Here is a 13,203-nt window from a genome sequence, read left to right on the forward strand (position 1 = left end):
GCTGCCACCGCGAAGTTTCGCGGGTGTGCGAAAGGGTTAAAGGGTTACGTTCGAGGCGAGTTGAGCCGGGTCCGCGGGCACGCGGCAAACGCGTCCGGCCGGACCTTGCGGGCAAGGTCCGGCCGGATACGTGAGATTGACGTCAGTCGTTGACGTTTCAGCCGAGCAGCGTGCTCAGCTCGAGGGTCTCGAGACCGTGGGCCTCGGCGACCGGGCCGTAAACGACCTGGCCGTCATGGGTGTTGAGGCCCAGCGCGAGCGCCGGGTCACGACGCAGCGCCTCGACCCAGCCGAGGTTCGCGAGCTGCACGATGTAGGGCAGCGTGGCGTTGGTCAGGGCGTAGGTGGAGGTGTTCGGCACCGCGCCCGGCATGTTGGCGACGCAGTAGAAGACCGAGTTGTGGACCTGGAAGGTCGGCTCGGCGTGGGTGGTCGGACGGGAGTCCTCGAAGCAGCCACCCTGGTCGATCGCAATGTCGACAAGGACACTTCCGGGCTTCATCTTCGCGACGAGCTCGTTGGTGACCAGCTTCGGGGCCTTCGCACCCGGGATCAGCACCGCGCCGATGACGAGGTCGGCCTCGATGACGGCCTTCTCCAGCTCGTAGGCGTTGGAGACGATCGTCTTGATCTTCGTTCCGAAGATCTTGTCGGCCTCGCGGAGCTTGTTGATGTCCTTGTCGAGCAGGGTCACGTGGAAGCCCATGCCGATGGCGATCTGCGCGGCGTTCCAGCCGGAGACGCCGCCGCCGATGACGACGCACTCGCCGGCGTGGGTGCCGGGGACACCGCCCGGGAGGACGCCGCGGCCGCCGGCCGAGCGCATCAGGTGGTAGGCGCCGACCTGCGGGGCCAGGCGGCCCGCGACCTCGGACATCGGGGCGAGCAGCGGCAGCGCGCGGTTGGCGAGCTCGACCGTCTCGTAGGCGATGGCGGTGGTGCCGGACTCCAGCAGGGCGTCCGTGCACTCGCGGGAGGCCGCGAGGTGCAGGTAGGTGAAGAGGGTCTGGTCCTTGCGGAGGCGGTGGTACTCCTCCGCGATCGGCTCCTTGACCTTCAGCAGCAGATCAGCGGTCGCCCAGACCTCGTCGGCGGTACCGAGGATCTCGGCGCCGGCCGAGACGTACTCGGCGTCGGTGATGGAGGAGCCCACACCGGCGTTCTGCTCGATGAAGACCTGGTGGCCGTTACGGACGAGCTCGTGGACACCGGCGGGGGTGATGGCCACGCGGAACTCGTTGTTCTTGACCTCGCGGGGGATGCCGACCTTCATCGTCGATCACGGTCCTTGACTCAGGGGGAATAACGGGGGCACTTCCATACATACCCGCCCACAAGAACGCGCAACGGGATGCACCACAGGATGACGTGGTGAAGCCAGTCTAATGAAGGATGAGGCGCTGTCTAGCCTTGCAAACCAATAATCTTAGTCCGAACCACTGCGGATTTCGCAGGCTGCGGGGTCGTCGCCCAGCAATCTGTCGGCCGCGGAACGGTGCAGTCTGGCGGCCGCCGGGTCGCCCAGCCGGTCGAGCGTGTCGGCCAGCCGGACCTGGAGCGCGGCCTGAAGCCGCTGGTCCCCGGCACGCCGCGCGAGCTCCACCGCCTCGCGGCAGGTGTGCAGGGATTCCTCGGGCCGTCCGGCGTACTCCTGGACCCTGGCCATCTCGCTCAACGCCTTTGCCTGGCCCGGGACATCGGCCAGCCGCCGGTACCCCGCGGCGGCGGCCCGCCAGCTGCGCAGCGCGTCCCCGTACCGGCCCGCGTACGTGTGTACGTTTCCGAGCCGCCCGTACAGCCGCGCCTCGTCCTCGCGCTCCTCCCGGGCGTGCGCCTGGGCGAGTGCCCGGCCGAACCAGTCGGAGGCCCGGTGCCAGTCCGCCAGCTCCTGATAGGCGCCGCCTACGGATTCCATCGCGCGGCCGGTGGCGTACGGGTCATTCGCGGCCCGTCCCGCGTCCAGCGCGGCCCGGTAGCGCTCCAGTGCCTCCCGGGTCCGGCCGGTCTCGGCGTCCAGGTCGGCCAGGTTCAGGAGCGCGGCGGCCTGCTCCCGGTGCAGGCCGCGGCGCTCGGCCACGTCCAGGACCAGGCGGTGCAGCCCATACAGCTCGGGGGCGGCAGCGGCGGTGCCGCGGTGCTCCGCGAGGGCCCGTACGAGGCCTGCGACCAGGCGGCGGGCCAGGGTGTCCAGCTCACCGTCGGCCACCGCGAGGGAGGCCGCGGCGGAGAGGGCGGGCAGCCGGGTGTCCAGCCAGGTGGCGGCGGCCCGCCGGTCGGGGAAGCGCAGGGCGCGCGGGAACCCGTCCAGCTTCTCAGACAGCCCGAGCACACCGTCCTCGTCCGCCTCCGCCATGACCCGGCAGGAGTGCAGCAGCCGTACGGCGCGCTCCAGCATCCGGGCCCGGGCGAGCTGGACCTCGGCCAGGCGCTCCTTGGTCTCCAGCAGCGCCTGGAGCAGGGGGGCCAGGCAGCCGGGCAGCAGGAAGAGGCCGTCGTGGGCGGGGCGCAGCAGGCCCAGCCCGGCGAAATCGTCCAGCGTGGACTGGGCCGCGGCCACCGAGCAGCCGGCGAGGGCGGACGCGGTGTGCGAGTCGACGACTCCGGCGGGGGCGAGCGGCAGGAGCCGCAGGGTCCGCTGGGCGGGCTGCGGCAGGGACTCGTAGACGAGCCGGAACGCGCGGCCGAGCGGTCCGCCGGTGCTCGCGGGCATGTCGTGCAGCTGCTTGGCCACGTCGGCGACGGCGGCCTTGGGGTGGGCCGCGAGCCAGCCGCCCACGAGGGCGAGCGCGGCGGGCTGGCCCCCGCACTCCTCGGCGAGGGCCTCGGCGGCGCGGGGGTCGACGGTGACGCGGATGTCACCGATGCGGTGGGCGAGCATCCGGACGGCGGCGGGGGTGTCCAGCCCGCCGAGGGTGCAGGGGCGCACGTCGGGAATCCCGGTGAGCGGACCCTCGGCGGTGACGACGACGAGGCACTCGGGGGTGTCCGGCAGCAGGGCGTCGACCTGGTGCGGATCGTCGGCGTCGTCGATCAGGATGATCACCCGGCGGCCGTCGAGCGCGGTGCGCAGGGCGGAGCTGAGCTCGTCCTCCGCGGCGCCGGGGGGTGTGCTCTGCCCGAGCCCCTCGATCAGCCCCCGGACGGCCCGCTCGGTGGCGACGGTCTCCCCGCCGGGAGCGGTGAGCCGCGTCCGGAGCACGCCGTCGGGATACTGCTCGGCGACCTCCCGCACGAACGCCTCGGCCAGCGCGGTCCGCCCGGACCCCGGCCGCCCGGCGATCAGCAGGACGCGCGCGCGGGGTGCCTTGGCCTTGCGGCCGGAGAGGGTGTCGAGCCCGGTCCGTGCGATGTCCTCGCGCAGCTCCTTGAGCTCACGCCGCCGCCCGACGAAATCCGCCACGGATCCGCTCCTCTCCTGCCCCTGCCCTTCGGGGATCCCGAGCGTAGTTCACGCAGAGCGACGAGCCGTGTGGAGCGCGGCGGACATATCCCCTGATCGGATCAGCGGATGGTCCCACTTTCAGACGGACCCCGTCGGCCGCTGCGCGGAGCAGCCCCCTACCCGCCCTTCCACCGTTCCCTGGGGCTCCGCCCCCAGACCCCACGCCTCAAACGCCGGCGAGGCTGGAAGCGCCCGGCCGGGGGCGGGGGCGGGGTGGGGTGTCGTCCGGGACTAAAACGAGATGAATTCGGCGCACGCTCCCGCCCGACACAACAGCCCCGGACAGGGCGCCGAACATCGAAGCCCGTCCCGGACGACACCCCACCCCGTCCCCGACCCCGGCCCCGGCCCCGGCCCCGGCCCCGGCCCCCAGCAGCGGCGGCTACGCCTCGTACGGCCGGGCCGCCCAAGGGGCGAGGGCCGGGCGGAGGGCGGAGAGGTCGGGGTCGGCGGCGAGGGCGGCGGAGAGCGCCAGGACTCCCGTCACCAGCCCCGGGTTGCCCAGCTCGCCCGCCAGGACACCCCGGACCAGGTCCGCCAGCGGCACCCAGGCCACCTCCATGTCGGCCTCCTCCGAGCCGGACTCCGCGTACCGCTCCCCCTCCGCCTCCGAGACGTCCCGCGCGAGGAAGACCCGTACCGCCTCGTCCGAGCCACCCGGCGACGCGTAGAAGTCGGCCAGCACCCGCCAGTCCTCCGCCTTGACGTGCGCCTCCTCGTACAGTTCGCGCTGCGCCCCGAGCAGCGGGTTCTCCCCCGCCACGTCCAGCAGCCCGGCCGGCAGCTCCCACAGCCGCCGCCCCACCGGGTGCCGGTACTGGCTGAGGACCAGCACCCGCCCCTCCTCGTCCAGCGCCAGCACGCACACCGAGCCCGGGTGCACCTGGTAGTCGCGGCGGGCCGTCGACCCGTCCGGCATCCGGACCTCGTCGGAGTTCACCGCCGTCTTCGCGCCCTGGAACGGCCGCCGCGTCGACACCGTCTCCCAGCTCTCCGGCGTGTCCTTGATGTTCATGCCCCGAAACCCTCCACAACGGCGACAGCCGGGGTACGGATCCTCCGTACCCCGGCTGTCTACGTTATGCGGTCCGCAGGATCACTTCGCGGACTGCTGCCGCTCCACGGCCGCCTTGACCAGGCCCGCGAAGAGCGGGTGCGGGCGCGTGGGGCGCGAGCGCAGCTCCGGGTGGGCCTGGGTGGCCACCAGGTAGGGGTGCACCTCGCGCGGGTACTCGACGTACTCCACGAGCTTGTTGTCCGGGGAGGTGCCGGAGAAGACGATGCCCGCCTTCTTCTCCAGCTCGCCGCGGTAGGCGTTGTTCACCTCGTAGCGGTGCCGGTGGCGCTCGTCCACGTACGCCTGGTCGCCGTAGACCTCGCGCACGATGGAGCCCTCGGAGAGCTTCGCCGGGTACATGCCCAGACGCATGGTGCCGCCCAGGTCGCCCGCGCCCTCGACGAAGGCCAGCTGCTCCTCCATGGTCGAGATGACCGGGTTGGCGGTGGAGGCGTCGAACTCGGTGGAGTTCGCGTCCTCGATGCCCGCCAGGTTCCGCGCGGCCTCGATGACCACGCACTGCAGACCCAGGCACAGGCCGAGCAGCGGGATCTTGTTCTCGCGGGCGTAGGTGATCGCGCCGACCTTACCGTTCACGCCGCGGTCGCCGAAGCCGCCGGGCACGCAGATCGCGTCCACGTCGGACAGCTGCGCAGCCGCGCCCGCGGGGGTCTTGCACTCGTCGGAGGTGACCCACTTGATCTGGACGCGGGCCTTGTTGGCGAAACCGCCGGCGCGCAGCGCCTCGGTCACCGACAGGTAGGCGTCCGGCAGGTCGATGTACTTGCCGACGAGCGCGACCTTGACCTCGTGGTCGGGGTTGTGGACCCGGTCCAGCAGGTCCTCCCACACCGTCCAGTCGACGTCGCGGAAGGGCAGGTCGAGCTTGCGCACGACGTAGGCGTCCAGGCCCTCGGTGTGCAGCACCTTCGGGATGTCGTAGATCGACTTGGCGTCGATGGCCGCGACCACGGCCGCCTCGTCCACGTCGCACATCAGCGAGATCTTGCGCTTGATCGAGGTGGGGACGTCCCGGTCGGCACGCAGCACGATCGCGTCGGGCTGGATACCGATGTTGCGCAGCGCCGCGACCGAGTGCTGGGTCGGCTTGGTCTTCAGCTCACCGGAGGGGCCGATGTAGGGCAGCAGCGAGATGTGCACGACGAAGACGTTGTCGCGGCCGACCTCGTGGCGGACCTGGCGGACGGTCTCCAGGAACGGCAGCGACTCGATGTCGCCGACGGTGCCGCCGACCTCGGTGATGACGACGTCGACGTCCTCGGTCGCCATGCGGCGGATGCGGTGCTTGATCTCGTTGGTGATGTGCGGGATGACCTGCACGGTGTCGCCGAGGTACTCGCCGCGGCGCTCCTTGGCAATGACCGTGTTGTAGACCTGGCCGGTGGTGACGTTGGCCGAGCCGTCGAGGTCGACGTCGAGGAAGCGCTCGTAGTGGCCGATGTCCAGGTCGGTCTCGGCGCCGTCGTTGGTGACGAACACCTCGCCGTGCTGGAACGGGTTCATGGTGCCCGGGTCGACGTTCAGGTACGGGTCGAGCTTCTGCATCGTGACCCGAAGACCCCGCGCCTTGAGCAGCGCACCCAGGCTGGAGGCCGTCAGGCCCTTGCCGAGGGAGGAAGCGACACCCCCGGTGACGAAGATGTGCTTGGTCGTCAGAGATTTGGGCGGCATCGCCAAGAGGGGGCTCCCGTGGTCGCGAGGTGAGGTGCGTCCGACGCCGGCCACCGTCGATCCGGAAGGGTCTCAGGGGGCGCCGAAGCTGCGGTTTCGGGGCTCCTGATTCGCACAGGCAGACCACCGGTCCACGGGGTACCAGCCTATCAGCGCCCGGAGCCGTCCGCCTCCGGCCACGCGGCGCGGAGGTTCCGTCCGGTGGCGCCGCGGGGCCGCCGCGGGACGTCGTGCCTGCGTACCGGCCGCTCACCCGTTTGGAGTAGCCACATTCTTCCGGGGCTTAAGGAGATCACTAGGGTGCCGTCATATCCTGCTCGGATATCGCACACATCGCCGCCGAGCAGTCCGTCGGACGACTCTCACCGGGCCGGTATACGGAATCATGGCTCTCACGCGGTGATCCCCACACACAGGAGACCGCGCAACCAGCGCAATGCAAGCGCCCTTCGGGGTGGACGTGACCGTTTCGACTGGAGATGCAACGTGTCCGGGCGCATCGAGGATTACGCACTGATCGGGGACATGCAGACCGCGGCGTTGGTCTGCCGGGACGGGGCAGTGGACTGGTTGTGCCTGCCGCGTTTCGACTCCCATGCCGTGTTCGCGAGCATTCTCGGCACCGAGGATCACGGTTTCTGGCGGATCGGCCCGGCGTTCCCGGCGGGATCCGAGGCCCCGCGTGCCACCCGCCGCCGCTACCGCGGCGACTCGCTCGTGCTCGAGTCGGAGTGGGAGACCCCGCGCGGCACCGTCCGCGTGATCGACTTCATGCCGCCCCGCGAGGACCACGCCCCGCAGCTGATCCGCATCGTGGAGGGCGTCAGCGGGCGCGTCCCGATGCGCTCCGCGCTGCGCATGCGGTTCAGCTACGGGCGCGTCGTGCCCTGGGTGCACAAGGTCGACGGGCGAACGGTCGCCGTGGCCGGCCCCGACTCGGTCTGGCTGGACACCGAGACGCAGACCTACGGCAAGGACCTGACCACGTACTCCGACTTCACCGTCGGGCCGGGCGACCGGATGGCCTTCAGCATCAGCTGGGAGCGCTCGCACAAGAGCGCGCCGGAGGCCCCCGACGCCGAGGCGGCGCTGGAGTCGACCACCGAGTTCTGGCGCGAGTGGGTCGAGCAGTGCACGTACCACGGGCCCTACCGGGAGGCGGTCGTCCGCTCCCTGATCACCCTCAAGGCCCTCACGTACGGCCCCACGGGCGGGATCGTCGCCGCGCCGACCACCTCCCTGCCCGAGGAGATCGGCGGCGTCCGCAACTGGGACTACCGCTACACCTGGCTGCGCGACGCGGCCATCACCCTCTCCTCGCTGCTGCGCACCGGGTACCGCGAGGAGGCCCGCGCCTGGCGCGAGTGGCTGCTGCGCGCGGTGGCCGGGGACCCGGAGAACCTGCAGATCATGTACGGGATCGCGGGCGAGCGGGAGCTCGGCGAGACCGAGCTGGACTGGCTGCCGGGCTACGAGAACTCCCGCCCGGTCCGCGTCGGCAACGGCGCGGCCGGCCAGCTGCAGCTCGACGTGTACGGCGAGGTCACCGAGGCCCTGCACCTGGGCCACATGACCGGCCTGGCCCGCAGCGACTACGCCTCGCTCCTCCAGCTGAAGCTGATCCGCTACCTGGAGACCCACTGGGACCAGCCGGACGAGGGCATCTGGGAGGTGCGCGGCCCGCGCCGCCACTTCGTGCACTCGAAGGTGATGGCCTGGGTGGCCGTGGACCGCACGATCAAGCTGATCGAGAGCGGGGACGCGGACGGCCCGCTGGAGCGGTGGCGCGAGCTGCGCGACGAGATCCACCAGGACGTGTGCGAGAAGGGCTACGACAAGGAGCGCAACACCTTCACCCAGTCCTACGGGTCGAAGGAGCTGGACGCCTCCCTGCTGCTGATCCCGCAGATGGGCTTCCTGCCGCCCGACGACAAGCGGGTCATCGGCACCATCGAGGCGATCCAGCGCGAGCTGTCCACGCCCGACGGTTTCATCCTGCGCTACCCGACGGCGGGCGACGAGGCCGGCGTGGACGGCCTGGAGGGCGACGAGGGTGCCTTCCTCGCCTGCTCGTTCTGGATGGCCGACGACCTGGCGATGATCGGACGGGTGGACGAGGCGCGGCGCCTCTTCGAGAAGCTCCTCTCGCTCCGCAACGACCTGGGGCTCCTGGCGGAGGAATGGGACCCGCGCCTCCAGCGCCAGGTCGGAAACTTCCCCCAGGCCTTCAGCCACGTTCCCCTGATCGACACGGCCCTGCGGCTGACGGCGAGCGGGGCGTACGGGGGCTGACTAGCCTGGAAGTGTCGTATGCCCTTCCGCACCTCTCGGAAGGGGGTAGCCATGGCGCCCCTCTCGAAGGCGGGCACGGCGCTTGCCGAGCTCCGCGAGGATCTGTCCGGTGATGTCTTCGCTCCGGGCGATCCGGGGTACGACGAGGCCCGCGCGATCTACAACGGGATGATCGACCGCAGGCCCGCCGTCATCGCCCAGTGCGAGAGCCCGGTGGACGTGGTGAGCGCCGTGCGGTTCGCGCGGCGGCTCGACCTGCCGATCGCGGTGCGCGGCGGCGGGCACAGCGTCGCCGGGATGTCCCTCAACGACGGCGGTCTGGTGGTGGACCTGCGCCGGATGCACGGGGTGACGGTGCATCCCGGGGCGTCGGCCGTCCGCGTCGAGGGGGGCGCCACGATGAGCCACCTGGACCGGGCCTGCGAGCCGTACGGGCTGGCGACCACCGGCGGCCGCGTCTCCACCACCGGGGTCGGCGGCTTCGTGCTGGGCGGCGGCACCGGGTGGTTGGACCGGAAGTTCGGCCTGGCGGTGGACAACCTGCTGGGCGTGGACCTGGTCACGGCCGGCGGCGAGATGGTGACGGCGACCGCGCAGGACCACCCCGAGCTGTTCTGGGGGCTGCACGGCGGCGGCGGGAACTTCGGCATCGCGACCTCGCTGACCCTGCGGCTGCACGAGCTGCCGGTCATGTCCATCGCGTTCCTGCTGTACCTGCCGGAGCGCGGGCCCGAGGTGGTCCGTACGTACCGGGACGTCATGGATTCCGCACCGCGCGAGGCCGGCGGCGGCGCCATCTACATGACCGGCCCGCCCGAGGAGTTCATCCCGCCGCACTTGGTGGGGCTGCTGCTGTGCGGTGCGCTGGTCACCTACGCGGGCCCCGAGGAGGAGCTGCGCAGGCTGGCCGCGCCGCTGCTGGCGATCCCGCACGAGGTGGAGATGGTGATGGCCCTCCCCTACGCGGATCTCCAGTGCATGCTCGACGACCCGCCGGGCATGCGGAACTACTGGTCGGCCGAGTACCTGACCGCCGTGCCCGACGAGTTCGTGGACGTGTTCTGCGCCCGCGCGGACTCCATGCCCGTGCCGAGCGGCTGCCAGCACGTCGTGTGGCCGCAGGGCGGGGCGATCGCCGAGGGTCCGGCCGACTACCCGGTTCCGTTCCGCGACGCGCCCTGGGCGGTGCACCCGTTCGCCGCCTGGGAGGACCCGGCCGACGACGAACGCGCCCGCCAGTGGGTCAAGGACGTCCGCGCCGACGTCCAGCCGTGGAGCACCGGCGCGGTGTACCTCAACTTCACCGGGGACGAGGGCGGTGACCGGGTGGTCGCCGGCCTCGGGCCCGACAACATGCGGCGGCTGGGCGAGTTGAAGCGGCAGTACGACCCGGACAACGTCTTCCGCTTCAACCACAACATCGCGCCCGCCTGAGCATTCAGAGCTCACGTGAGGGCGGCGATCACCTCGCGTGCCGCGCGCTCGCCCTCGGTGGCGCCGCCCTCCATGAAGCCCTGGAAGTCGTAGCTGCAGTGCTCTCCGCCGATGTGGATGTTGCCCTGCGCGGTGCCCTCGTACTTGGCGTAGCGGTGCAGGTAGCCGGTGGGCCAGTACGAGTACGCCCCCAGGGAGTACGGGTTGCGGTGCCAGGCGGAGAGCTGGGCCTTGCCGGTCCACACGGCCTTGGTGCCCGGGAAGAAGGAGTCCACGCCCGTCAGCACCTGGCTCGCGAGGTTCCGTACGTACGGGTCGGACTCGGTGGCGAAGGGGGTGCCCGGGGTGAGCGCCCCGGCCAGGGTGCCGCCGCCGTACTGGAGCAGGATCCCGCCGGTGCCGGGCTGGACCTTGGTGGTGTCCCAGGTCTGCTGGACCGGGGAGTCGGTGAAGCAGTCGCCCGCGGAGACCCCGGGCCAGGGGCCGGTGCCGCGCCAGGGGCGGGCGGTGAACTGCATGTTGAGCTTGGTGCAGTAGCCCATCCGGGCGTCGCGCAGCAGGCTCCGCATGAGCGGGTCGAAACCGGCCTGAGAGGTGTCGATGCGCTGGAGGATCGGCAGCGGCACGCACAGGATGGTGTGGTCGGCGACGGCGGTGCGCACGGACCCGGAGTCGTTGAAGGTCAGGGTCTGGGTGCCGTCGGCGTTGGCGCGTACGGCGAGCAGCTCGCGGCCCATGACGATCGAGCCGGCGGGCAGGGCGGCGGCGATGGCGTTCGGCAGCCGGTCGTTGCCGCCGGTGATGTGGTAGCGCTCGTCGGACAGGCCCCAGACGTTGAAGTTTCCCGGGTTGGGCTGGTAACCCATCAGCAGGACCAGGGCGAGCGCGGACTGCTGATCGGTGTCGGCGCCGTACTCGACGTTGTAGGCCACGTCGATGAAGCGGCCGAGCTGCGAGCCGTGGCCGCCGGGGACCCGGGTCTCGATCCACTCGTACAGGGTCATGTTGTCGAGGGCGGTCCCGGTGGGGGTGCTGCTGTTCCAGGAGACCTCCCCGGCCTGCGAGAGGTCCCGGTGCAGGGCATGGTAGACGGCCTTGAAGTCCTCGTCGGCCTGGGTGCGGGGGTAGTACTGCCCGTTGAACCAGAGGACTTCCTCGGCCCCGTTGGGGCCGCCGCCGAGGAAGTCCTCGGTGGGCAGGTTGAAGCGGCGGCAGAGCGCCCGGATCTTCTTGTGGCTGGTGTCGATCAGCTCGCCGCCGATCTCGGAGGTCTGTCCGTACGCCCAGTGGCCGCGCTGGGTCCACATGCGGCCGCCGACGCGGCTCGGGTTGGCCTCGTAGAGGGTGCAGTCGACGCCCGCGTCCTTGAGGGTGAGGGCGGCGGTCAGGCCGGAGATGCCGGCGCCGATCACGGCGACGCGGGCGGGGGCTACGGGCTTCTTGTCGGCGGCGGTCTCGGCGGCGTACGCGGTCGCCGTGGCGGAGCCGGCGAGGGCGGTGCCGAGGCCCAGGGCCGCCGCGCGGCCGAGGAGTTCACGGCGGGTGGAGCCGCGGACCTCGGCGGCGGGCATGTCGAGGCGCTGCGCGGCGGCGTGCTCGGCGGCGAGCCGGCGCAGGGCGTGCATGAGGGGGGTACGGGCCATGGCGGTGGCTCCTCAGACGTTCGCGGAAGTGGAGTCGGACGAGGTGTCGCCCTTTGGGAGCGGGACGGTCAGGCCAGGCCGGCCCGGCTCGTCGGCGGTGTCGGCGGGATCGACCGGGTCGGCGGGGCGTTCCGCGGCGTCCTCCAGGACGATCCGGCCGATGATCTCGTAGCGCTCGGGGGCCTCCGCCTTGAGCCACAGGCCGAGGCCGAGGCCGCCGAGGAAGACGGCGCCGACGATCCACGGGATCAGGTTGAAGAAGACGGAGCCGGCCGCGCTGCCGGCGGCGGTCTCCATGTTGAGCACCAGCAGGACCACGACGGCCGTCATGCCGATACCGCCGAGCAGCGGGGCGGTGAAGGTCTTGAACCAGTGCCGGTCCTCGGGGTGGTTCTTGCGGAAGTACCCGATGACGGCGAAGGAACACAGCGTCTGGACGATCAGGATCGCCATGGTGCCGAGGATCGCGAGCAGGGTGTAGAGGTGCAGGTACGGGTCCTGCCCGGTGAGCCAGAAGCCGGCGACGAGCGCGGTGGCGATGGCGGTCTGCACGACCGAGGCCACGTACGGCGAACCGTGCTTGACGTGGGTGCGGCCGAGCTTCGGGGAGAGGAAGCCCTCGCGGCCGATGGCGTAGAGGTAGCGGGCGGCGCACTGGTGGAATGCCATGCCGCAGGCGAAGGAGCCGGTGAGCAGCAGCCATTGGAAGGCGTCGACGGCCCAGGCGCCGATGAAGGTCTGGGTGGGGGCGAAGAAGAGGTCGAGGGGGCTGGTGGAGGCGGAGAGCTCGACGGACTTGCCGAGCCCGTTGCCGGCGATGGTCATCCAGGAGACGTAGATGTAGAAGAGGCCGACACCGACGACGGAGATCAGCGTCGCCTTGGGGATGACCCGCTTCGGGTCGCGGGACTCCTCGCCGTACATGGCGGTGGACTCGAAGCCGACCCAGGACCAGAAGGCGAAGAAGAGGCCGAGGCCGGCGGAGGTGCCGGTGAAGGCGTTCTTCGGGTTGACCGGCTCCAGCGGGATGCCGTCCGGGCCGCCGCCCGCGATCAGTACGGCGGTGGCGACGGCGAACAGCACGGCGATCTCGGCGACGAGCATCACGCCGAGGGCCTTGGCGGTGAGGTTGATGTCGAAGTGGGCGAGGGCGGCGGTGACGGCGAGCATCGCGGCCGCGTACAGGACCCAGGGCAGGTCGACGCCGAGCTGGTCGTGGACGGTGGTCTTGGCGAAGTAGGAGAAGACCCCGACGATCGAGGCCTCGAAGACGATGTAGGCGAGGACGGCGAGCATCCCGGACGCCATGCCGGCGATGCGGCCGAGGCCGTGCGAGATGTAGCCGTAGAAGGCGCCGGCGGCGGTGATGCGCTTGGCCATGGCCACGTAGCCGACCGCGAAGACGGTCAGGACGAGGGTCGCGAAGAGATAGCCGGCCGGGGCGCCGGTGCCGTTCCCGAAGCCGACGGCGATGGGGAGGTTGCCGGTCATGGCGGTGATCGGGGCGGCGGTGGCGACGGCCATGAAGACGACGCCGACCAGCCCGACCGAGTTGGCTTTGAGCCGCTGCACCTGCGGGGCGGCGGATGCCTCGGGCGCTGGGGAGGACTTCCGACCGGTGGTACCTCTGCTCATGGCTTCCT

Annotated in this window: 8 protein-coding genes; 2 read left to right on the forward strand and 6 right to left on the reverse strand. The window is 71.2% G+C overall.

Annotated elements, in window-relative coordinates:
• Window positions 1–157: 157 nt before the first annotated feature.
• From ald to ACGFYU_RS34235, 4 genes are all read right to left on the reverse strand, one after another.
• The gene (gene ald, locus ACGFYU_RS34220) at window positions 158–1,273 is read right to left on the reverse strand and encodes an alanine dehydrogenase (RefSeq protein ID WP_382649441.1); all 1,116 of its coding nucleotides are present in this window, start codon (window positions 1,271–1,273) and stop codon (window positions 158–160) included.
• Between the two features lie 153 nt (window positions 1,274–1,426).
• A complete protein-coding gene (locus tag ACGFYU_RS34225) occupies window positions 1,427–3,400 on the reverse strand; it encodes a tetratricopeptide repeat protein (protein WP_393831200.1) in 1,974 nt (657 codons plus the stop codon).
• Window positions 3,401–3,824: 424 nt separating this feature from the next.
• Window positions 3,825–4,457, reverse strand: coding sequence for an NUDIX domain-containing protein (locus tag ACGFYU_RS34230; protein WP_393831201.1), 633 nt, complete (start codon window positions 4,455–4,457; stop codon window positions 3,825–3,827).
• A gap of 81 nt (window positions 4,458–4,538) precedes the next feature.
• A complete protein-coding gene (locus ACGFYU_RS34235; protein ID WP_393831202.1) occupies window positions 4,539–6,191 on the reverse strand; it encodes a CTP synthase in 1,653 nt (550 codons plus the stop codon).
• A 486-nt stretch (window positions 6,192–6,677) separates the two neighbouring features.
• Here ACGFYU_RS34235 and ACGFYU_RS34240 point away from each other — a divergent pair, with 486 nt between their 5' ends.
• Window positions 6,678–8,483, forward strand: a complete 1,806-nt coding sequence (locus tag ACGFYU_RS34240; RefSeq protein WP_393831203.1) for a glycoside hydrolase family 15 protein — start codon at window positions 6,678–6,680, stop codon at window positions 8,481–8,483.
• Window positions 8,484–8,534: 51 nt separating this feature from the next.
• Window positions 8,535–9,917 (forward strand): FAD-binding protein, encoded by a 1,383-nt coding sequence (locus ACGFYU_RS34245; RefSeq protein ID WP_393831204.1) that lies wholly within the window; start codon window positions 8,535–8,537, stop codon window positions 9,915–9,917.
• A gap of 11 nt (window positions 9,918–9,928) precedes the next feature.
• Here the strand turns inward: ACGFYU_RS34245 and ACGFYU_RS34250 are convergent, their stop codons facing one another.
• Complete coding sequence (locus ACGFYU_RS34250; RefSeq protein ID WP_393831205.1) at window positions 9,929–11,560, reverse strand: flavin monoamine oxidase family protein; 1,632 nt, start codon at window positions 11,558–11,560, stop codon at window positions 9,929–9,931.
• A gap of 12 nt (window positions 11,561–11,572) precedes the next feature.
• On the reverse strand, window positions 11,573–13,195 hold the full coding sequence (locus ACGFYU_RS34255) for an APC family permease (RefSeq protein WP_393831206.1): 1,623 nt from the start codon (window positions 13,193–13,195) through the stop codon (window positions 11,573–11,575).
• Window positions 13,196–13,203 lie beyond the last annotated feature (8 nt).

This window comes from Streptomyces sp. NPDC048337 (genome assembly GCF_043201175.1).
Taxonomy (GTDB): Bacteria; Actinomycetota; Actinomycetes; order Streptomycetales; family Streptomycetaceae; genus Streptomyces.